Annotated in this window: 21 protein-coding genes and 1 tRNA gene; 16 read left to right on the top strand and 6 right to left on the bottom strand. The window is 66.4% G+C overall.

The genetic code is table 11. From position 1 onward, the window contains the following. Positions 1–49 precede the first annotated feature (49 nt). The 3 genes from HT136_RS00205 (at position 50) to HT136_RS00195 (ending at position 1,919) form a co-directional block, all read left to right on the top strand. Entirely contained in the window at positions 50–238 is a 189-nt protein-coding gene (locus tag HT136_RS00205) for a (2Fe-2S)-binding protein (protein ID WP_214196624.1), read from the top strand. A gap of 102 nt (positions 239–340) precedes the next feature. Beyond that, positions 341–820, top strand: a complete 480-nt coding sequence (bfr, locus tag HT136_RS00200) for a bacterioferritin (protein WP_214196623.1) — start codon at positions 341–343, stop codon at positions 818–820. A gap of 31 nt (positions 821–851) precedes the next feature. After that, on the top strand, positions 852–1,919 hold the full coding sequence (locus tag HT136_RS00195) for an NAD(P)H-dependent flavin oxidoreductase (protein WP_214196622.1): 1,068 nt from the start codon (positions 852–854) through the stop codon (positions 1,917–1,919). Here the strand turns inward: HT136_RS00195 and HT136_RS00190 are convergent. Then, positions 1,900–4,026 carry a prolyl oligopeptidase family serine peptidase gene (locus tag HT136_RS00190; RefSeq protein ID WP_343222064.1) on the bottom strand — a complete coding sequence of 709 codons (2,127 nt, stop codon included), beginning with the start codon at positions 4,024–4,026 and terminating at the stop codon, positions 1,900–1,902. The genes HT136_RS00195 and HT136_RS00190 overlap by 20 nt on opposite strands. Positions 4,027–4,188: 162 nt before the next feature. On the opposite strand from HT136_RS00190, the gene HT136_RS00185 reads away from it, so the two are divergent. Continuing rightward, positions 4,189–5,343 (top strand): AI-2E family transporter, encoded by a 1,155-nt coding sequence (locus tag HT136_RS00185; protein ID WP_214196620.1) that lies wholly within the window; start codon positions 4,189–4,191, stop codon positions 5,341–5,343. Positions 5,344–5,388: 45 nt separating this feature from the next. Here the strand turns inward: HT136_RS00185 and der are convergent, their stop codons facing one another. Next, a complete protein-coding gene (gene der / locus HT136_RS00180; RefSeq protein WP_214196619.1) occupies positions 5,389–6,771 on the bottom strand; it encodes a ribosome biogenesis GTPase Der in 1,383 nt (460 codons plus the stop codon). Positions 6,772–6,914: 143 nt separating this feature from the next. On the opposite strand from der, the gene HT136_RS00175 reads away from it, so the two are divergent. Beyond that, on the top strand, positions 6,915–7,499 hold the full coding sequence (locus tag HT136_RS00175; protein WP_246543225.1) for a CHAP domain-containing protein: 585 nt from the start codon (positions 6,915–6,917) through the stop codon (positions 7,497–7,499). 35 nt (positions 7,500–7,534) lie between these two features. Here HT136_RS00175 and HT136_RS00170 read toward each other — a convergent pair whose 3' ends face one another. After that, positions 7,535–7,825 carry a DUF3297 family protein gene (locus tag HT136_RS00170; protein WP_214196618.1) on the bottom strand — a complete coding sequence of 97 codons (291 nt, stop codon included), beginning with the start codon at positions 7,823–7,825 and terminating at the stop codon, positions 7,535–7,537. Positions 7,826–7,942: 117 nt separating this feature from the next. On the opposite strand from HT136_RS00170, the gene HT136_RS00165 reads away from it, so the two are divergent. After that, a tRNA-Val gene (locus HT136_RS00165) sits at positions 7,943–8,017 on the top strand. 90 nt (positions 8,018–8,107) lie between these two features. Here HT136_RS00165 and HT136_RS00160 read toward each other — a convergent pair. Further along, entirely contained in the window at positions 8,108–8,740 is a 633-nt protein-coding gene (locus tag HT136_RS00160; protein WP_214196617.1) for a GntR family transcriptional regulator, read from the bottom strand. A gap of 175 nt (positions 8,741–8,915) precedes the next feature. On the opposite strand from HT136_RS00160, the gene serS reads away from it, so the two are divergent. From serS to HT136_RS00140, 4 genes are read left to right on the top strand one after another with little or no spacing between them, the layout of a single operon-like run. Beyond that, positions 8,916–10,325, top strand: coding sequence for a serine--tRNA ligase (gene serS, locus HT136_RS00155; protein ID WP_214197169.1), 1,410 nt, complete (start codon positions 8,916–8,918; stop codon positions 10,323–10,325). Positions 10,326–10,375: 50 nt separating this feature from the next. Beyond that, positions 10,376–11,140 carry a 5'/3'-nucleotidase SurE gene (surE, locus tag HT136_RS00150; RefSeq protein ID WP_214196616.1) on the top strand — a complete coding sequence of 255 codons (765 nt, stop codon included), beginning with the start codon at positions 10,376–10,378 and terminating at the stop codon, positions 11,138–11,140. Continuing rightward, entirely contained in the window at positions 11,137–12,453 is a 1,317-nt protein-coding gene (locus HT136_RS00145; protein ID WP_214196615.1) for a LysM peptidoglycan-binding domain-containing protein, read from the top strand. The genes surE and HT136_RS00145 overlap by 4 nt, the downstream gene beginning before the upstream one ends. Positions 12,454–12,464: 11 nt before the next feature. Then, complete coding sequence (locus tag HT136_RS00140; protein WP_214196614.1) at positions 12,465–13,535, top strand: potassium channel family protein; 1,071 nt, start codon at positions 12,465–12,467, stop codon at positions 13,533–13,535. Here the strand turns inward: HT136_RS00140 and HT136_RS00135 are convergent. Beyond that, positions 13,527–13,919, bottom strand: coding sequence for a DUF1761 domain-containing protein (locus HT136_RS00135; RefSeq protein WP_214196613.1), 393 nt, complete (start codon positions 13,917–13,919; stop codon positions 13,527–13,529). The genes HT136_RS00140 and HT136_RS00135 overlap by 9 nt on opposite strands. A gap of 580 nt (positions 13,920–14,499) precedes the next feature. Here HT136_RS00135 and rimO point away from each other — a divergent pair. The 6 genes from rimO to HT136_RS00105 all read left to right on the top strand — a co-directional run bounded on the left by rimO (position 14,500) and on the right by HT136_RS00105 (position 20,187). Further along, a complete protein-coding gene (gene rimO / locus HT136_RS00130) occupies positions 14,500–15,888 on the top strand; it encodes a 30S ribosomal protein S12 methylthiotransferase RimO (protein ID WP_214196612.1) in 1,389 nt (462 codons plus the stop codon). A gap of 454 nt (positions 15,889–16,342) precedes the next feature. Further along, on the top strand, positions 16,343–17,104 hold the full coding sequence (locus HT136_RS00125; protein ID WP_214196611.1) for a competence/damage-inducible protein A: 762 nt from the start codon (positions 16,343–16,345) through the stop codon (positions 17,102–17,104). A gap of 33 nt (positions 17,105–17,137) precedes the next feature. Then, on the top strand, positions 17,138–17,674 hold the full coding sequence (locus HT136_RS00120; protein ID WP_214196610.1) for a hypothetical protein: 537 nt from the start codon (positions 17,138–17,140) through the stop codon (positions 17,672–17,674). Between the two features lie 57 nt (positions 17,675–17,731). Further along, positions 17,732–18,706: a Rieske 2Fe-2S domain-containing protein gene (locus tag HT136_RS00115; RefSeq protein WP_214196609.1), complete on the top strand. Its 975-nt coding sequence runs from the start codon at positions 17,732–17,734 to the stop codon at positions 18,704–18,706. A gap of 145 nt (positions 18,707–18,851) precedes the next feature. Beyond that, on the top strand, positions 18,852–19,559 hold the full coding sequence (locus tag HT136_RS00110; RefSeq protein ID WP_214196608.1) for a YitT family protein: 708 nt from the start codon (positions 18,852–18,854) through the stop codon (positions 19,557–19,559). A 220-nt stretch (positions 19,560–19,779) separates the two neighbouring features. Continuing rightward, positions 19,780–20,187: a hypothetical protein gene (locus HT136_RS00105; protein ID WP_214196607.1), complete on the top strand. Its 408-nt coding sequence runs from the start codon at positions 19,780–19,782 to the stop codon at positions 20,185–20,187. A 120-nt stretch (positions 20,188–20,307) separates the two neighbouring features. On the opposite strand, the gene HT136_RS00100 is transcribed toward HT136_RS00105, so the two are convergent. Next, on the bottom strand, positions 20,308–21,144 hold the full coding sequence (locus tag HT136_RS00100; protein WP_214196606.1) for a TorF family putative porin: 837 nt from the start codon (positions 21,142–21,144) through the stop codon (positions 20,308–20,310). Between the last annotated feature and the right edge of the window lie 26 nt (positions 21,145–21,170).

Raw genomic sequence — 21,170 nt, 5'->3', positions numbered from 1 at the left:
TGCGATCCATTCGCAGACACGTATAGTGGAAGGACAAGAGGATTCGCCCATGTACGTTTGTATCTGCAATGCCATCCGCGAAAAGGACCTGCGCTGTGCGGCCCGCCGCCTGTGCGGAGACGCCGAAGCGGTCTATGCTGCGATGGGCAGCAAGCCCCTGTGCGGCCAATGCCTCGAGGAGGCCGACGACATCATCGCCGAGGAAGTTGCAAGTTCCTGCATGTCGCGCGCGGCCTGACCGCGTCCGTCCGGAAAAGGCGGACAAAATCGTTTTCATTGCCTTGCCCTTGCTTGCCGGGGCGCTCATAATCGTGCCCACTTCCCATTCAGGAGAACCGGCATGAAGGGCGACCCCCAGGTCATCGATTTTCTCAACAAGGCGCTCTTCAACGAGCTCACCGCGATCAACCAGTACTGGCTGCACTACCGCATGCTCGACAACTGGGGGATCAAGAAGCTCGCCGAGTACGAGCGCCACGAATCGATCGACGAGATGAAGCACGCCGACGTGCTGGCCGATCGCATCCTCTTCCTCGACGGTCTCCCCAACTTCCAGGCGCTGGGCAAGCTGCGCGTGGGCGAGGACGTGGTCGACATCCTCAAGTGCGACCTCGCGCTCGAGCACGATGCGATCCCGCTGCTCAAGGAAGCCATCGCCCATTGCGAGGCGGTGCGCGACTACGTCAGCCGTGAGATTTTCGAGCGCATCCTCGAGAGCGAGGAAGAGCATGTCGACTATCTCGAGAAGCAGTTCGACATGATCGAGCGCATGGGCCTGCAGAACTACTGCCAGCTCCAGAGCAAGCCTGCGGAAAGCTGATCGGCACGCCCGAGGTTTGAACGCCGCCCCGATGTCCGATTTCTGTGAGAGCCTGGGCCTCAGCGTTCCGCTGGTCCAGGCGCCGATGGCGGGTACCTCCACACCCGAGCTCGCCGCCGCGGTCTGCGCGGCGGGCGGGCTGGGTTCGCTGGCCCTCGGGCACCTCGCCAGCGCCGACGCGGGCGAGGCGCTGGCGCGGATGGCGGCGCTCACCGAGCGGCCTTTCAACGTCAACCTCTTCGTCCACGGTCCGCCGAACGAAGACCCTGTGCGCGAAGCGGCCTGGCTCGAAGCGCTTGCCCCCGCCTTCGCGCAGTTTGGCGCCACGCCGCCCAGCCGGCTCGAGACGATCTACGAGAGCTTTCGCAGCAACGCCGCCTTGCTCGACGTCGTGCTGGCAGCCAGGCCGCGCGTCGTCAGCTTCCATTTCGGATTGCCCGACACCTCGGCCATCGCCGCCCTGAAGGCAGCCGGCTGCCTTTTGCTGGCGAGCGTTACGTCCCATTCCGAAGCCAAGGCCGCGTGCGCCGCCGGGATCGATGCGCTCGTCGCCCAGGGCTGGGAAGCGGGCGGCCATCGCGGCGTGTTCGATCCCGATGCGCCCGACGCCATGCTGGGCACGTTTGCGCTCGTGCGCCAACTCGTCGCCTGGGGCCGGCTACCGGTGATCGCGGCGGGCGGCATCATGGACGGGGCGGGAATCGCGGCCGCGCTAAACCTCGGCGCCGTGGCGGTCCAGATGGGCACCGCCTTCCTCGCCTGCACGGAGACCGCAAGCGACGCGGCCTACCGTGCGCTCCTCGCTTCCGAGGCAGCCCGGCACACGGTGATGACCCGCGCGATCTCAGGCCGACCCGCGCGCTGCCTCGCCAATCGCTTCACCGCGCTCGGCGCCGAGCCGGGCCTTGCGCCGGTGCCCGATTACCCGCGCGCCTATGCGGCGGGCAAGGCGCTCAACGCGGCCGCCAAGGCCCGTGGCGAGCCGCTCTACGGCGCGCAGTGGGCCGGCCAGGGCGCGCCGCTGGTGCGGGCGATGGGTGCCTGCGAACTCGTGGTCACCCTCGCCGCAGAACTCGCCGCTATTCGCCGCCCGGCGTAGGAGCCGGTACCGACGCCTTGTCGGTGCGGTAGCGGTCGAACCAGGCCAGGATCGCCGAGGCCTTCTCGGCCGACTGCGAGGGCCGCGCCGCGATGCCGCCGTGGCTGGCCCCGGGCACCTTGACGAGCGCGGTAGGAATGCCGCGGATCTGCAGCGCGGTGTAGAGCTGCTCGGCCTCACTGACGGGGGTGCGGAAATCCTGCGAGCCCACGACGACCAGCGTGGGCGTCTCGACATTGCCGACGAGACTGAGCGGCGAGCGCTTCCAGTAGACCATCGGCTCTTCCCAGACCGGCTTGTCGAACCAGTGGTCGTGGTAGGTCGTGGCGCCATCGGAGGTCAGCGAGAAGCTGCCCCAGTCGATCACCGGCTTTTGCGAAGCGGCCGCCTTGAAGCGGTTGGTCTTGCCCACGATCCAGGCGGTCAGCACACCGCCGCCCGAACCACCGGTGACGAAGAGATTGTCGGGATCGGCGACCCCGTCGGCAATCGCGGCATCGACCGCGGCCATGAGGTCGTCGTAGTCCGGCCCCGGATAGTTGCGGTCGATGAGGCGCGCGAATTCCTCGCCGTAGGAGGTCGAGCCGCGTGGATTGGTATAGAGCACGGCGTAGCCGTGTGCGGCGTAAAGCTGGTCATCGGTCGAGAAGGTCGAGCCATAGGCCGACATCGGGCCGCCGTGGATCTCGAGGATGAGCGGCACCTTCTGCCCCGGCTGGAGGCCCGGCGGGGTAACCAGCCAGGCGTCGATCGGGCGGCCGTCGGGCGCGGTCACGGGCAGCTTGCGCACCGGCGCCATCGCCTTGTGGTCGATCCAGGTGCCGTTGAGATCGGTCAGACGCCGTCCCTTGCCCCCTTTCCCGGCCTCGCTCACCCACAGATCTGCGGGCCGGTCGGTGCCGTTGGCGGTATAGGCGATACGCCCCTTTTGCGAGACGGAGAAATCACCACCGGTGTAGGGCCGGTCGTAGTGCGCGCCCTGGGTGATCCCCTCCAACAGGACACTGCGCGAACCGTCGAGGCCGACCTTGCCGACCTTGCGCGTGCCGTGATCGTCGTAGATCACGTAAAGTGTCGAATTGCCGACCCAGATCGCCTGGTCGATACCATAGTCGAAAGTGGCGGTGAGCGAACGCTTGCCACTGCCATCGGCGTTCATCACGTAAAGCTCGGTGTTCTCGTAGGAGCGCAGCGCGTCGTCGAAGCCGAGGTAAGCGACGTGCTTGCCGTCGGGCGAGACCACCGGCGACCCGTCCGGGCCGAACCGGCTGGTGAGCGCCGTGACCGCCCCGCTCGCGACATCCACGCGGTAGATCTCGCTGTCCATCCCCTTGCGCCGCCAGTCGTCCTTGCGGTTGCCGGTAAACAGGATCGCGCGGCCATCGCCGCTCCAGGCAAGATTGCCCTCGTCGGCGTAGTTGCCGAAGGTGAGTTGGCGCGGCGCCCCGCCGCTCGCGGACACCACGAAGACATGCGAGGAGCCTGCGGCGATATAACCTGCACCATCGGCGCGATAGGTCACGCGGTCGATCACCTCGAGCGGCTCGGCCCAGGTGGCGCCCTCGGGCTTGCCGGCGGGCGGTTCGCCCAGCTTGGGGCCTTCGCCCGGAACGTGCATCGCATAGGCGATCTGGCTTCCGTCGGGCGACCAGGCGAGGCTGTCGGGGCTCTCGGGCAAGTCGGTGAGGGCCACGTCGGCGCCACTGTCGAGCCACAGGACATGGAGCTGCGGCGCGCCCTCCCCCACGCTCGAGACATAGGCGAGACGCTGGCCGTCGCTCGACCAGCGCGGCGCGAAATGCGCGCCGGGGCCGGCCACGAGCGGACGCTGCGCGCCGCTGGCGACGTCGACGAGCCAGAGCGAGGGGACCAGCCGGTCGCTCATCACATCGGCGCTCGAGCGCACATAGACGATGCGCTTGCCGTCGGGCGAAATCTGCGGGTCGGTCGCCCCCTGGAGGCGGAACAGGTCCTGCGCGACGAAGCCGCGCTGCGGGCCGCGATCCCCCTGTTCGGCCGGGTCCGTTGCCGGTGCGGCAAGCGCGGCGCCCGGCAGGGCGAGTGTCAAGGCACTGGCCGCGAGCCAGCTCCAACGTGTTGCGACCACGAAATTTCTCCCTTGCTTAGTCCGGGCGGACTCTTGCGCGATGTCTCGAAAAAATCCACCCTCGCCACCAAAGGATGCACACATCGCCGCAGCCACCTCCTCGCGCGCGATCGCCTGCAGATGACACCGGCAAACGACATCGGGAAAAGCGAAGCAAAGCGCATGAGCGAAGTGAAGAAACCCAACATCGAGATCGAGGATGCCGGCTATGGCGCGCTGATCATCCTCATCACGCTGGCCTTTGCCTACCTGGTCGCCCCCTTCTTCGGGGCGGTGCTGTGGGGCGTGGTCGCCGCGATCATGTTCGAGCCGATGACACGCAAGCTGACGGCAGTACTGGGCGGTCGCAAGAGCCTCTCCGCCGCGCTGGTGCTGGTCGGGCTGCTGGCGCTCGTCATCCTGCCCACGATCGTGCTCGGCGTCAGCCTCGTCAACGAGGCCAGCGCGCTCTACGCCAAGATCAAGGCCGGCGACATCAGCTTCCCGCAGATCCTGGCCCAGTTGGAGCATGCCCTCCCCGATCGGGTCGCGCAATTCGTCCGGCAATACGGGCTCACCGACTTCAACACACTGCGCCGGATGTTCGGCTCGAGCGTGACGAGCGGCTTGCAGACGGTGGCCTCGCAGGCGCTGATGCTGGGTCAGGGCGCGCTGAGCTTCCTCGCCGCATTGGGTGTCATGCTCTACCTCACCTTCTTCCTGCTGCGCGACGGGCAGCGCTACACCGAGCTGGTGCGCGACGCGATGCCGCTTCGCCCCAAGATGCGCGATTCACTGTTCGCCCACTTCACCGTCGTGGTGCGCGCAACGATGAAGGGCACGGTCGTCGTCGCGGTCATGCAAGGGCTGGTCGGCGGGATCATCTTCTCGCTGCTGGGGATCGAGGGGGCGCTCCTGTGGGGCGTGCTGATGGGCTTCCTCTCGCTGCTGCCCGCGGTCGGGACCGGCCTCGTGTGGGTTCCGGTCGCGATCTATCTGCTGGTGACCGGGTCGGTCTGGCAGGGCGTGGTGCTGATCATCTGCGGCATGTTCGTGATCGGCATGATCGACAACGTGCTGCGCCCGGTGCTGGTGGGACGCGACACGCGCCTGCCCGACTTCGTGGTGCTGATCGCGACGCTCTCGGGCCTGCAGCTGTTCGGGCTCAACGGCTTCATCGTCGGCCCGGTGATCGCGGCGCTGTTTATCGCGATGTGGAACATCGTCAAGGAGCAGCGCGACGAGGCCCGCCGCCCCTACGAGACCGGGATCACTGCGGCCGCCAGCGAAGAGGACGTGGCGCGCGCCGAGGCCGAGGCGGGCGCGCATCCGGGCTGACCAGAGAAAAGGCCGGGAACGCGTGCTGCGTCCCGGCCTCGTTCGTCACTTCTTGTTTGCGAAGGGGTTCTTCGGGCTGCGCAAGTTGAGCCGGATCGGAACCGCATCGAAACCCAGTTCGCGGCGGATGCCGTTGATCAGGTAGCGCTTGTAGCTTTCGGGAAGCATGTCGAGGCGCGTACCGAACAGGACGAAGCCCGGCGGGCGGGTCTTGGCCTGGGTGATGTAGCGCAGCTTGATGCGCTTGCCCCCGGGCGCCGGGGGCGGATTGGCCGAAAGCGCGTCGTCGAACCAACGGTTGAGCGCGGCGGTCGGCACGCGGCGGCTCCAGGCCTCGCGAATCGAGAAGGCGGCGGTCATGAGCTCGTCGAGCCCCTTGCCGGTGCGGCCCGAGATCGCCAGCAACGGCACGCCGCGAACCTGGGCCAGACCTTCGTTTAGCGCGTCGCGGATACCGTTGAACAGGCCGCTGGCGTCCTCGGCGACGTCCCACTTGTTGATCGCGATCATCAGCGCGCGGCCTTCCTCGAGGACCATCGAGGCGATCTTGAGATCCTGGTGCTCCAGCCCGCGCGTCGCATCGAGAACGAGCACGACGACTTCGGCGAAATCGATCGCGTGGCGCGCGTCGGCAACCGCGAGGCGCTCGAGCTTCTCGATGACCTGCGCCTTCTTGCGCATGCCCGCAGTGTCGATCAGGCGCACCTCGCGGTCCTCGCCCGACTTGGGATCGTGCCAGGACCAGTCGATCGCGATCGAATCGCGCGTGATGCCCGCTTCGGGGCCGGTCAGCAGGCGATCTTCGCCGAGGTAACGGTTGATGAGCGTGGACTTGCCCGCGTTCGGGCGCCCGACGATGGCGAGCTTGAGCGGCCCGCGCAAGAGCGCTTCCTCGTCCTCCTCGTCGATCTCCTCTTCCTCGGGCGGCTGGAGCGGCTCGAGATGCGGGAGAAGCGATTCGAAGAGGTCGCCCATGCCTTCGCCGTGCTCGGCCGAGATCGCGACCGGATCGCCCAGGCCCAGCGAATAGGCCTCGAGCAGCCCGCTCTCACCCGCGCGGCCTTCCGCCTTGTTGGCAAGCAGGATCACGGGAACGGGCGAGGCGCGCAGCCACTGGGCGATTTCCTCGTCGAGCGGGGTGAGACCCGCGCGCGCGTCCATGACGAAGAGCGCGACGTCGGCGGTGGCGAGCGCGGCTTCGGTCTGCTGGCGCATGCGCCCGGGCAGCGTCTCGGCCTCGTCGTCCTCCCACCCGGCGGTGTCGACGATGGTGAAATCGAGACCGAGAAGATGGGCGTCGCCAAAGCGACGGTCACGGGTCACACCCGGCTGATCGTCGACGAGCGCAAGGCGCTTGCCGACGAGCCGGTTGAACAGCGTGGACTTGCCGACGTTGGGCCGGCCGATGATGATAACTTGTGGAAGCATGATTCCCACCCGATTGGGGACTTCGGAGCGTTTTGGCAAGAACTGTGCGCAACCCCGAGCAATTCTTACACGCCCGTTAACCGAACCTGACAGCTTGCAGCTAACCCGGTGCGGGCAAACCCGTCGCCATGAAGCGACTTGGATTGGCCCTGACATTTGCCGCCGCGACAATGGCTTGCCAGCCGGTGCACGCGCGCTCCGCGATCGACACCATCGTGACGAACAGTCCGGAAAGCGCCTCCGGCGGCGCGGCGCCCGGTGCGCCGGGCAAGCTCGAATGCGTGCCCTATGCCCGCACCGTCTCGGGGATCGCGCTTTACGGCGATGCCTATACCTGGTGGTCGCAGGCGCAAGGGCACTACAAGCGCGGGCATGTCCCGCGCGTGGGCGCGGTCATGGCCATCGAGCCGCACGGCAACTCGCCGCTCGGCCATGTCGCGACGATCAGCCAGGTCGTCGATTCGCGCACGGTGCTGCTCGACCACGCCAACTGGTCGTACCCGGGCAAGATCGAGACCGGCGTGACCGCGCTCGACGTGTCGCCCAACAACGACTGGAGCGAAGTGCGCATCTGGTATGGCCCCTCACAGACGCTGGGGACAACGCACTGGCCGGTCGCGGGCTTCATCTACAGGGAAGCCGGCAAGGAAAAGGCGCCGGCCCCACGAACCGCGGGAACGACGCCTCGAAACGATCCGATCGGGGCGATCATCGCGGACGCTCTCTGAAGAACCTCGCGGCAGCCCCGGATCGCCGGAAAAATTCAGCCGATCCTGGCCACCGGCGGGTTCTCGCCGAGGTCTTCGTACCAGGCTTCGACCGGGCCGGTCAGCTTGATGGTCAGCGGGTTGCCGTGGCGGTCGAGCGAACGCCCGGCCTGGACGCGGACCCAACCTTCGGAAATGCAGTATTCCTCGATGTTGGTGCGCACGGTGCCCTTGAACCGGATGCCGATGCCGCGCTGCAGCTTCTCCGCATCGAAAAAGGGGCTGCGCGGGTTGATCGCGATGTGATCGGGCGGCACGTCGGGGCCGACGGAGGTCTCTTCGGTCATGCACCGCGATTTAGAGCCCCGATTGCCCCTGTCAATCGGCTCTCAATCGGCGCGGCGCAAATCAGTGCTTGTCAAGCGATCCAAGATGGCCTAGGGGCGCCTTCCGCACTTGGTAGCGGGCGCGTAGCTCAGCGGTAGAGCACACCCTTCACACGGGTGGGGTCACAGGTTCAATCCCTGTCGCGCCCACCATCCTCTCCAGCAGGATGGCGGATTTTCCCGATACATTTTCGAACGTTGCCACCGCTTTTGCGGCCAGGCCGGGTGCGCGCCATCCAAGCCTCACTGGTTCTCGAAGAAGATCTGGCGTGCGCGTTGGATGTGCGAATGCGCGATCGATCGCGCCCAGACGCCGTTGCGCGCACGCAGTGCTTCCACGAGTTCCACATGGTCCTGCAGACTGCGCGCGAGATGCTCCGCGTCGTAGTGACGCAAGTTCTGCTGCACGTTGGGGATCATCAGCACGCGCTGGATCAGCAATTCGAGCACTTCCGAGCGCGCCGCCTCGAGCAGGAGGGAATGGAAGCGCGAGTTGCAGGAATTGACGCGCGTGTAGTCGGGGATTTCGGCCGAGAGAGCCTGGCGGTAATCCTCGTTGCAGGCTTCGAGTGCGGCAAGCTGGTCCGCATCGATTCGCGCGGCCGCGCGCTCGGCAATGTAGGGCTCGATCATACTGCGGGTGGCGAAGACGTCCTCCATCGCGTCGGTGGGCCAGATGCGCACGTAGGAGCGCTGCCGGTCGCGCTCGATGAAACGCTCGCCCTGGAGGCGCTGGATGGCCTCGCGCACGGGGGTTCGCGAAACGTTGCACTGGCGCGCCAGGTCCTCCTCGATGATCTGCATTCCCGGGGGAAAACTGCCGTCGAGGATCCAGTCGCGAATTTCCTCGTAAACCTTTTCCCCTGCCTTCGACATCGTCGCTTCACATCCTCACTGGTGCCCGATGCGCGCCCACACGGCGCCGGAGCCCCTCCGTGGCTAGAGGAATTGCATGAGGAAGACCATCCTTGCCCCCGCCAGACGATGCACGGGGGCGACCGGGCACTTCTCGTGCTTGCGCGGGGCCCCTCGAGACGGCATAGCCCGCGCCATGCACGATATCCGTTCGATCCGCGAGAACCCCGCAGCCTTCGACGCCGGCATGGCGCGCCGCGGGATGGAGCCGCAATCCACCCAGATCCTGGCTCTCGACGAGCAGCGCCGTTCGCTCGCCACCCGCGCGCAGGAAGGCCAGAACCGCCGCAACGAGGCCTCGAAGGCGATCGGCAAGGCGATGGGCCAGGGCGACACGGAAACCGCCGAAGCGCTGAAGGCGGAAGTCGCGCAACTGAAGGAAAGCCTGCCCGCGCTCGAGGCCGAGGAAAAGGTCGTGGCCGCACAACTTAACGACATGCTGGCCGCGCTCCCCAACATTCCCGTGGACGACGTGCCCGAAGGCGCGGACGAGAACGACAATGTCGAAGTCGCCAGGTGGGGTTTGCCTGGCACCTTTGCCTTCACGCCCAGGGAGCACGCCGACATCGGCCCCGCGCTCGGCCTCGACTTCGAGACCGGCGCGAAGCTTTCGGGCGCGCGCTTCACCTTCCTCAAGGGCCAGATGGCGCGCCTGCACCGCGCGCTCGCGCAGTTCATGCTCGACACGCAGACCGCGACCAACGGCTACATGGAATGCAATGTGCCGCTGCTGGTCAAGGACCATGCGGTCCATGGCACTGGGCAACTTCCAAAATTTTCTGCCGACCTCTTCTTCGCAGCAGACATGAGCACTCGTAGCGAACTGTTCTGGGATGCCATGCCTCAAGATTTCGAAAGTCAGATGTCGGGTGTTTCGGAAGGCAACTACCGTCCAAAACTCGAGACAATGCTCGAGGAGGCCGATACAAAGGAACAGTTCTGGCTGATCCCCACTGCCGAAGTGAGCCTGACTAATTACGTTCGCGACGAGATCGTCAACAACGCCGAACTGCCGCTGCGCATGACCGCGCTTACCCCCTGCTTCCGTTCGGAAGCGGGTTCGGCCGGGCGCGACACGCGCGGGTTCATCCGCCAGCACCAGTTCGAGAAGGTCGAACTGGTCACGGTGTGCCGCCCCGAGGAAAGCGAGGCCGAGCACGAGAAGATGGTCGCGGCAGCCGAGGGCATCCTGCAGGCGCTGGAGCTGCCCTACCGCAAGGTGCTTTTGTGCTCGGGCGACATGGGCTTCACCGCGAAGAAGACCTTCGACCTCGAAGTCTGGCTGCCGGGCCAGCAGGCCTACCGCGAGATCAGCTCGGTCTCGAACTGCGGCGACTTCCAGGCGCGGCGCATGAACGCGCGCTACAAGCCCGAAGGCAGCAAGAAGACCGAATTCCTGCACACGCTCAACGGTTCGGGCCTCGCGGTCGGGCGCACGCTCGTCGCGGTTCTGGAAAACTACCAGCAGGACGACGGCTCGGTGCGCGTGCCCGAGGTGCTCAAGCCCTGGATGGGCGGCATCGAGGTGCTGACACCCCTCGCCTGAACGCCGCCCCAAGCCCCCCATTTCCGATAGCGACGACAAGCGAGATTCAAATGCGCATTCTTCTCACCAACGACGATGGCATCAACGCCCCCGGGCTCTACGTGCTGGAGAAGATCGCCGCGCAGCTTTCGGACGACATCTGGATCTGTGCGCCGAGCGAAGAGCAGTCGGGGGCGGGGCACTCGCTCACGCTCAACCGGCCGGTGCGGCTGCGCGAACACGCGCCGCGCCGTTTCTCGGTGACGGGCACGCCGACCGATTCGGTGACGATGGCGCTGCGCAAGGTGCTGCCGGGCGCGCCGGACCTGATCCTCTCGGGGGTCAATCGCGGGGCCAACCTGGGCGACGACGTGACGTATTCGGGCACGGTCTCGGCGGCCATGGAAGGGGCGCTCGCAGGCATCCCCTCGATCGCGCTCAGCCAGGTGATCGAGCACAATGACGCGGGCAACGACGTCAGCTTCTCGGCGGCCGAGGAATGGGGCGCGAAAGTGCTGAAGCCGCTGGTCGGTGCCGCGCTGGCCCCGCGCACGCTGATCAACGTCAATTTCCCCGCGCTTGCGGGAAACAAGGTTAACGGTATTCGCGTGGTTCGCCAGGGATTCCATGATTATGCGCGCGGATCGCTGGTGGAATCCGTAGATCCACGGGGTTTCCCCTATTTCTGGTTTGGTTTACACGGCATTGAGCATACTCTGGGACGTAACACCGACCTGGAGGCCACAACGGAGGGCTACGTGTCGGTTACCCCGCTTCAGGTCGATCTTACCCACGATGCATCGCTGGCGATGCTGGCCAAACGTTTCGACGCATGATCCGCATTCCTGGCGCGGTCCGGCGCCTTCCGGCCCTTCGCGTCCACGCCGCTCTGGCGCTGGGCTGCGCGCTCGTCATGCCTGCGCATGCGGCGCCCGCTGGCGAAGAGACCACCCACATCGTCGCGCAGGGCGAGACGCTGAACGGGATCGCCAACCGCGCGGGCGTGAGCGCGGGCGACCTCGCCAGCGCCAATGGCCTTGCACCGCCCTACGTCGTGCGCACCGGTCAGAGGCTGGCCATTCCGCGCGCCACGAAGGCGCGCAGCGTCTCGACGGCCCCGGCCACGCCAACACCAGTGCCGAGTAGCCCGCGCCAGTACACGGTGACCTCGGGTGAGACGCTGAACGGCATCGCCAACCGCACCGGCGTCACGCCCCAGGCGCTGGCGCAGGCCAATGGCATCGCCGAGCCTTACGTGGTGCGCGTCGGCCAGATGCTGACAATTCCGGGCACTGGTCCGGACCGTGCCCCGCGCACGGCCTCACGCACGATCGCGGCACGCCCCCCCGGCACCAGCGCCGCATCGCCCTCTTCCGGCTCTTCGCCGAATGATGCGTCGAGCGAGAGCTACGTCGTCAAGCCCGGCGAGACGCTGGGCGGCATCGCCAACCGCACCGGCGTGCCGCGCGTGCTGATCGTGGAAGCCAACGCCTTGCAGCCGCCCTATACGGTGAAGGTCGGCCAGACGCTGCACATTCCGCGCACCCGCCACCACACGGTAGGTACAAGCGAGACCGGCTTCTCGATCGCGCTCCAGTACGGGGTACCCTGGGAGCAGATCGCGATCGCCAGCGGGATTGCCCCGGGCGCGCCGCTTTCGGCGGGACAGAAGCTGGTGATCCCCTCGGTGCTGACCCCGCCCGCCGGAGCGCTGGCCGCGCCTGTCGCCAAGCCGGCCGCAAGCCCCGCAACGCCCGCCCGCACGGCGCCTGCCGGCCGCTTCCTGTGGCCGGTGAAGGGCCCGATCGACCGAGGCTTTGCAACCGGAACCGATTACCACGACGGCCTCGACATCAAGGCCGCCAAGGGCACGATGGTGCGCGCGGCCGCGGCCGGAACGGTGCGTTTCGCCGGGCTGGAGAAGGACCAGTTCGGCAACCTGGTGGTGATCGACCATGGCGACGGCTGGTTCACGGCTTATGCGTTTCTCAGCCGGGTGACGGTGAAGAACGGCGCGAAAGTCAGCCAGGGCGAGCGCGTGGGTCTCGTCGGCGACACCGGCCTTGCGAAGGGTGACGAACTGCACTTCGAGATCCGCAAGGACGGCAAGCCCGTGAACCCGGTGGACGAACTGCCCAAGGCTCCCTAAGCCTTGGTGCCATGCCGAGACCGCAGCGCCCGAAAAGGCGGACACCGCCCGCCGTGTTCAATCCGCTGCGCCGCGCGCTCGCGGTGCCGGTGTGGGCGGACGTTGCGCTGCGCATCGGAGCGGCGCTCGCGCTGATCTCGATCGTGGTGCTGGTCCACTGGCTGGACCGCGAGGGCCTGCGCGACGGCTACGACAATGACGTGAGCTTCCTCGACGTCGTCTATTTCACGATGATCTCGATCACGACGACCGGATTTGGCGACATCGCACCGGTCAGCGACAAGTCGCGGCTGGTGGAGGCGATCATCGTCACTCCGATCCGGCTCGCAGTCATCTACATCTTCGTGGGCACGGCCTACAACTTCATCATCAAGCGCAGCTGGGAGACTTGGCGCATGAAGCGCATCCAGGAACGCCTCGAGAACCACGTGGTCGTGCTCGGCTACGGCGTCAGCGGCTCCGAAGCGGTGGCCGAGCTGATCGCCCGCGACACCGACCCTTCCGACATCGTGGTGATCGATTCCTCGCCCGCACGCCTAGCACAGGCCGAGCAGGCCGGGTGCAACGTGCTGGAGGGCGATGCAACGCGCGACGAGACGCTCAACGCGGTGCGAATCACGCGGGCGCGCACGGTGCTCGTCTCGGCAGGGCGCGACGACACGACGATCCTCATCATCCTGACCGCGCGCCACCTGGCGCCCAAGGTGCCGATCACCGCGGTGGTGCGCGCCGACGACAACGAATTGCTGGCACGGCAAGCGGGCGCGGACAACGTGATCAACCCGGTGCGCTTCACCGGATTGCTGCTGGCAGGCTCGGCGCAGGGCAAGCACATCTCGGAATACATGTCGGACCTCGCCTCCGTTTCGGGGCGGGTGCAACTGGTCGAGCGCGCAGTGAAGGCCGAGGAAATCGGACGCCCGCTCGATGCCATCGCCACCGGCAAGGGCCTTCGCATCTATCGCGGCACGCGCGCGATCGGATTCTGGCAGGACGAAGCCCGCGCGCTCGCGGCCGGCGACGTGATCGTCGAGATCACCGCCACCGGGCAGGACGACGATTCGCTTGCACGCTCAGCCTAGGAGCCAGAAGACCGCGCCCATGGCGAGGTAGGTCACCAGCCAGAACAGGCAGTCGAACACCCGCCACATCGGTTCGGTCCGGCTTTCGAGGTGGGTGAGCCAGAGCACCGGCATGACGAAGGCGATGGCGATGCCACCGGTCTGCATGAAGTAGAGCCAGGGCTTGGCCGCGAGGGTATCAACCCCGATCCGCGCGAAGGCGTGGCCGAACATGGTGGCGGCAAGCCCCATCACCACGAGCGGTGCCAGGAAAGTCATGCTTGAACGGGGCGCGCCGAGGATGGGCTGGCGACGGTTGCGCGACAGCGGCCCGTACCACAGCAACCCGAGCAGGAATCCAAGACCTGCGGCGAGGCCGACGGCCAGCCAGTTGACGGGACCCATCCATCTTCCTTTCCAAAATATCGCGCCGTCCTAATCTCTTATATGACGGCACAACGACCCGGCGTTTCAATTCGTCGCAGGCAGGGGTGCCACAAATCCCACCGCCGCGTCCATCCATTCGCACGCGAAACCAGCCAATGTGTCGCGCACAGTGTCCAATTCACCCGAATCGAGCCTTCTTTGGGGAACCAACCGGGCCGCCCAGGTGCCTGAATCGACCTCGCGTCGTCGTCGCCCCCGACTGGACGTGTTCGACGAGGGCCTCGCCCCGAAGCCGCTCGACCAGCGCATCCACGAACGGGCTGGCCCGACCTGCCCCGTCCGCCGAGGTCTCTGACTGGTGCGACGAGCTCGTGCGTCCGCACATGCATCCCCCAGAAACCCCAAGCAAATTCGCGAGCACCTGCGACGAGGCCGTGGAAGGCGTTGCGCGGCAATGATCCTCGTACGCTTGGCCTCCATACGCCCAAGCACCGACCCGGCGCAGCGTATCGATGCGAACATGATCGATACTTGGCCGCGCGCCCTCACCCTTTTTCGTGACTTCCGGGTCCAATACGCGTATCGGGCGGCCCATCCCATGGCTATAGAAATCCCCTCCCCGCCCAAGGTCGGCATGGTCAGCCTCGGCTGTCCCAAGGCGCTCGTCGACTCCGAACGCATCCTCACCCGGCTGCGCGCCGATGGCTACACCATGAGCGCGGACTACGCCGGCGCCGACGTGGTGCTCGTCAACACCTGCGGCTTCCTCGATTCGGCCAAGGAGGAAAGCCTGGCCGCGATCGGCGAGGCGATCGCCGAGAACGGCCGCGTCATCGTGACGGGCTGCATGGGCAACGAGGCCGAGGCGATCCGCGCCCGCTTCCCCGACGTGCTCGCCGTCACCGGCGCGCACCAGTACGAGGACGTGGTCAGCGCGGTGCACGATGCCGCCCCGCCCGAGCTTTCACCCTATGTCGACCTTATCCCGCAGGCGCGCGGCGACTTCCCGGACGATGCGGGCGTCAAGCTGACTCCGCGCCACTACGGCTATCTCAAGATCTCGGAAGGCTGCAACCACGCGTGCAGCTTCTGCATCATTCCCTCGCTGCGCGGCAAGCTGGCCAGCCGGCGGATCGACGCAGTGCTGCGCGAGGCGGAAAAGCTGGTCCAGGCCGGCACGCGCGAGCTGCTGGTGATCAGCCAGGACACGTCGGCCTATGGCGTCGACGTGCGCCACGAGGAGCGCAGCTGGAAGGGCAATCCCGTGCGCACGCACATGACCGATCTCGCCCGCGAGCTCGGCCAGCTGCGCGACGCGAACGGCCAGGCACCGTGGGTGCGTCTGCACTACGTCTACCCCTACCCGCACGTCGACCAGGTCATTCCGCTGATGGCCGAGGGGCTGATCACGCCCTACCTCGACATTCCCTTCCAGCACGCGGCGCCCTCGGTGCTCAAGTCGATGAAGCGCCCGGCCAACGAGGCCAAGGTGCTCGACCGCCTGCGCGCGTGGCGTGAAATCTGCCCGGACATCGCGATCCGCTCGAGCTTCGTGGTCGGCTTCCCCGGCGAGACCGAGGCCGATTTCGAATATCTGCTCGACTGGCTGGAAGAGGCGCAGCTCGACCGTGTCGGCGCGTTCCGATTCGAGCCCGTCGAGGGTGCGGCGGCCAATGCCCTGCCCAACGCGGTGCCCGAAGCGGTCAAGGAAGAGCGCTATGCGCGAATCATGGAGAAGACCGCCGCGATCAGCGCCGCCAAGCTGCGCGCCAAGGTCGGTCGCGTGCTGCCCGTGATCATCGACGAAGTCGGCGAGCCCGACGAGGACGGCGACGTGGGCGCCACCGGTCGCTCGCAGGCCGACGCGCCGGAAATCGACGGCAACGTCTACTTGCGCGACGTGCGTCCCGACCTCGCGCCGGGCGATGTGGTTTCGGTGCACATAGAGGATGCCGACGAACACGACCTCTTTGGCGTCATTCGCTAGGGCATTGGCCTTTGGTATTAAGAAACCCCGCTGACGTGCGCATGGTGGACGAGCGCGGGAACCAGCTCGATGCTGGACATCGAGCGGGGTTTCTTATGGCCAGAATGATCGCAAATAACTGAATAATAGCTATAAATTGAAGTTTGTTGCAACGAATGCAGCGTACGTCACGTATTACGATTGCAGGTTTTGCATCATTGCCAGAATTTTTCGCATTTGCAGCAGAGCGCGTCTCACTGCATACAGAACTCGCCTTTCAGGCATCCTCTCCCAAAAAACTTCCATAGGCTGGCCTTCGGGCCGGCCTTTTTTTTGCCCTGCGCCCGCGCTCCTGCGGCGGGCTTGCCTGCCGTGCGCGGCAAAGGGCGCCCTTTCGTCTCCGGCCAGCGAATTCAATCGCCTGCACACGCGAGAGGGACTGGCCCCGAACGGCCATTTGTCCTAGCCATGCCCCATGTCTAACGCCTCGCGAATCTACACGGCCGCCCTCGTCGTCATCGGTGATGAGATCCTTTCCGGACGCACCCACGACAAGAACATCGCGCAAGTCGCCGCCTGGCTGCAGATCCAGGGTATTCGCCTGAAGGAAGTGCGCGTGGTGGCCGACGAAACTCCGGCCATCGTCGAGGCGGTGAACACGCTGCGCGCCCGCAACGACTATCTCTTCACCACCGGCGGCATCGGGCCGACCCACGACGACATCACCGTCGACGCCATCGCCGAGGCGCTTGGCGTGCCCGTGATCGTCCACCCCGAGGCGCGCGCCATCCTGGAAGATTATTACACCACGCGCGGCGGGCTCACCGAGGCGCGGCTGCGCATGGCGCGCACGCCCGAGGGCGCCAGCCTCATTCCCAACCGCTACACCGGCGCGCCCGGCATCCACGCCGAGAACGTCTTCATCATGGCCGGTGTGCCCAGCATCACCGCCGGGATGCTCGACGCGCTGACCGGGACGCTCGAAGGCGGCGCGCCGCTGCTGTCCGAGACACTGGGCTGCTGGGTCGGCGAGAGCGAGGTCGCCGAACTGCTGCGCGCGACCGAAAAGGCGTACGTGAACTGCCAGATCGGTTCGTACCCGTTCTGGGGCGAAGGGCGCACCGGCGCCAACTTCGTGATCCGCTCAACCGATGCCGGAGAGCTCGCCGCCTGCACGCAGGCGCTCGTGGAAGGCCTCCGCGCGCTCGGACGCGATGCCGTTCCCGGAGGCATCTGACGCGGCGGCGCTTTCGCGACGCCCCTCTTTCTCGTGGCCCGCTCCAGCCCCCCAGATACCCCCGCGACTGGATCGATCCTCGCCCGCTTCGAAGCCACTCTGGCAGGTCACGACAGCGCGACGCTCGCGCTTGAACGCTGGTGGAGCCGGCGCGGGCTCGCCGCCCCGGTCCGGATCCAGGTGCGCGTCATCGAACGGGCGCTGGCCCTGCCGCCGCCCGACATCCTTCGCGCGCTCGCACTTGCCCGAGGCGAAGAAGCGGCGAGGCGCCGGGTCGAACTGCGCTGCGGACCGCACGTGCTTTCGATTGCGACCAACTGGTATGCACCGGCACGTCTTCCCGCCGACATGAACCGGGCTCTCGCGCAAGGCGAAGAGCCGTTCGGAACGGTGGTCGCGCCGCTCGGCTTCCGGCGCCGCAGGCTCGAGCGGCATTTCCCGCCATCCACGGCCTGCCCCGCCGGTACGGTCAGCGCGCACCGTGCCCTCCTGGTCCTGCCCGACGGACGGCCCCTGGCCCACGTGCACGAGTGCTATACGCAGGCCAATCTGGCGCCGCCGCCCGGTTAGCTCCGAACACGCGCGATGGCGCTGGCACCTGGCTGCAAACGTGCTAGCGTCGCCCGGGTGACAGACCCTCGCTTTGCCGATTTCGCCAACCAGTGGGTTCCCCTCGGACTGGCGCGTACGATCGCGGCCGACCGCCCCTTTGCCTTTGTCGTCGCCGACGAGCGGATCGTAGTCTTTCGCGATGCACACGGACGGCTCAGCGCCCTCCACGACCGCTGCCCGCACCGCGGTGTCGCGCTTTCGCTGGGCCGGATCGAGAAGGGCGAACTGCAATGCCCCTTCCATGGCTGGCGCTTCGACGGGGCGGGCGCCTGCACCCACGTGCCCTGGAACCCGCAGGCCCGCCGCGATAGCCTCGGTGCCACGGCGCTGCCCGTGTGCGAGGTTGCCGGAGTGGTCTGGCTTTACACCGGGCTGACCGCAATTGGCACGCCCAGCATCCCGGAGATCCTGACGCGCCCAGGCCTGCGCCTCAGCGCTCAGACGTTCCTCTGGAACGTCCACTGGACTCGGGTAATGGAGAACATGCTCGATGCCCCCCACCTCCCCTTCGTCCACAAGGGTACGATCGGGCGTGCGCTCAAGGGCAAATCGGAGCGGCGCATGGACATGGAGTGGCGCGAGACCGCGACGGGCGCGCAGATAGTCGCGACTCGCGAGGGCGAGGCTGCGCGCACAGCGCTGCGCTATCACTATCCCAACGTGATGGAACTGGCGATCGATCCGGGAGGTCGCACCTTGCGCCTTCTCGCCGTGTGCACCCCTGAACGGCTGAACCGGACGCGGTTGACGCTCTATACGGTGCGCTCGTTCGCCAAGTGGCCATGGCTCGACCCGCTGTTTGCCCGCGTCAACGCGCGGATCGCGGCGGAGGACAAGGCGATCGTGGAAAGTTCACTGCCCGCCTGCGTTCCGGCTCCGGGCGCCGAGCGTTCGGTTGCCAGTGACGGGCCGACGCTGGCCTTCCGCAAGCTCTGGTTCACCCGCATCCGCGACCCCAAGCCGCCTGAGCCCTCGACATCGACGGAGTAACCGAACCGCGAAATCAGCGCGCATGCTATCTTGCGAGGAATGGTACTTTTGAACTAAACAAGAGAAACATAATAACCACAAACGGAGTAGCGGGAGAGGACGCGGCGGTAAGCCGGAAAGGCGCATGAACGGAAAGGATTGCGTTGTGAAGGACACTCCTGCCGCGCCCGGTGCGAGGGATGCAGGCATAACGGCCGAGCCTGTCCGGCCCCCGCTGACCCGCGCCCGCCAGGGTGCGATCCCCGCCGCGAGCGGGGACGCCACGCCGCACAGCCTGTTCGAGGACGTCTATGCCCTGTTCGTGGGCACCGTGCTGCTCTCGCTCGGCGTGGTCATCCTGCAGAAGGCCGAACTCGCGACCGGTGGGGTCGCCGGCCTCGCGCTCACGCTGAGCTATTTCACCGGCCTGCCGGTCGGCCTGCTTTACGCCGGGCTCACCCTCCCGATGCTTGCGGTGACGATCCGCTCGATGGGACGCGCCTTCCTGATCAAGACTCTGATCGTGACCTTCGGCGTCTTCGCCCTGACCGCGCTCGCGCCGTCGGTGTTCACGATCGCGCACATCGCGACACCCGTCGCCGCGCTCGTGGGCGGAAGCGTGATCGGCATGGGCGCACTGGCCCTCGCGCGCCATGCGGCAGGCTCGGGTGGATCGGGTGCCATCGTCCTGTGGCTTTACCGAACGCGCGGATGGAACGCGGGCCGTTCGCAGATGCTGTTCGACGCCTGCGTACTTGTGTTCTCGCTCGTCAGCCTGAACTTTGGCGCCATGCTGTGGTCGCTGCTCGGTGTCGCGGCTACGGGCGGCATCCTCTACGTCTGGCATCGCCCGGGACGCTATACCGGTTACTGAGGCGTCGCGCCGCAACATTAGGCCGCGGGATCAGGCAGCGGGGCGCGGACTTCGGCCGCATCCCCGCAGGCATCACTGCGCGACATGTTCATACAAATGATGACACTCCTGAACGGAATCTGCCGAAGTCGCTCGCCCGCCATTCAGTGACGCACGCCTAGAACGGACATCAACGGGGGTGAAGCCGAAACCGCTCCACTCCAAACAAGGAGATGCCAAGATGACCGTTTTCAAGAAGACCCTGCTCGCCGGCGCACTGGCCGCCACCGCCGCCGTTTCGACCACGCCGGCCATGGCACGCGACAGCTATCGCGGCAACGACAACACCGCCGCCATCGCAATCGGTGCGGGCGTCGTGGGCCTGGCGCTCGGCGCGATCATCGCCTCGAACAACGACGATCGCTACGACGACGGCTACGCCCGCGCGGGTTACAGCTATGGCCCGGCCTATACCCGCGGCTGGGAAATGCGCGACGGGTACTACTGGGACCGGGACGGCCACCGCCACACCCGTGACGAATATGCCCGCTACCAGCGTTCGGACCGCGGCCGCGACGACTATCGCGGCAACGACCACCGCGGCAACGACTATCGTGGAGGAGGCTACAACCAGCATCGCGGGCGCTAAGCCCGGCCCGGCTCTGGCCTGAAACCCGCCCTTCCGGCCGGGCCCCTCCTCCCGGCCAATGGAAAGCCCCCCGGTCAGCGGTCTGACCGGGGGGCTTTTTCATGCCTTGAGCGGCAAGTCTCAGAAACCGGCGGAAACCGAGAATACCACGGTCGAACCCGCGATCATCGACCCGTTCTTGGTCGAGCGGAAGCCCGAGCCGAGGTAAGCCGATTCCGACTTGGAGATGTCGGTGTCGATATAGGCGACGCTGAAGGTGAGCGGGCCCATCGCGTAATCGGCGCCCAGGCTCCAGTCGATATATTCGCCCGTCGGCGCGAGGCTGGTGCCCCAGGGGCCAAGACCTGCGTTACCGTTCGAATAGCCCAGGTGCGCATTGAGCGTGAGCGGCGTATCGGGAATGCCCGCGCTGAGATCGCCATAGAGGTAGACGTTGTCGCTCTTGTCGCCCGGATCGTCATAGCCGTCCGAGAAACCGCTGTAATACCAGGTGCCGAGCGCTTCCTGCTTGGGCGCGTAGTTGACGCCGGTAGTGACGCTGACCGGGCCCACGTCACCCGACATCGATAGGTGCAGTTCGGCGAAATCGGTGGTGTCGAGGCCGCCGGGATACATGATCCAGGTCAGTCCCGCATCGACGGTGATGCCACTGCTCACTTCGGTCGAATAACCGGCGGAAAGGTCGAGTTCGGTGTTCGAGCCACCGAAGGTGCCCCAACCTGCGAGGTTCGAGGCCCAGACACCGGCGTAGACGCCGCTGGCATGGGTCACCGTGATCCCGCCCTGGATCGCCATTTCCTTGTCGGTCATCGAAACGCCGCGGTAGCGGTAGTCGGTGGTCAGGGTCGCTTCGCCCGAAACCGTGAATTCTTTGTCGTCCTGCGCTGCCGCAGGGTTGGCGGCGGCGAAACATGAAAGGGCAAGGCAGGCCGCGCCTGCGAGCATACGAATCTTCATTTCTGGAACGTCCCTCATTTATACTG

Source organism: Novosphingobium profundi, assembly GCF_018491765.1.
GTDB classification, from domain to species: Bacteria; Pseudomonadota; Alphaproteobacteria; order Sphingomonadales; family Sphingomonadaceae; genus Novosphingobium; species Novosphingobium profundi.
This window is presented reverse-complemented; position numbering and strand designations above follow the sequence as displayed.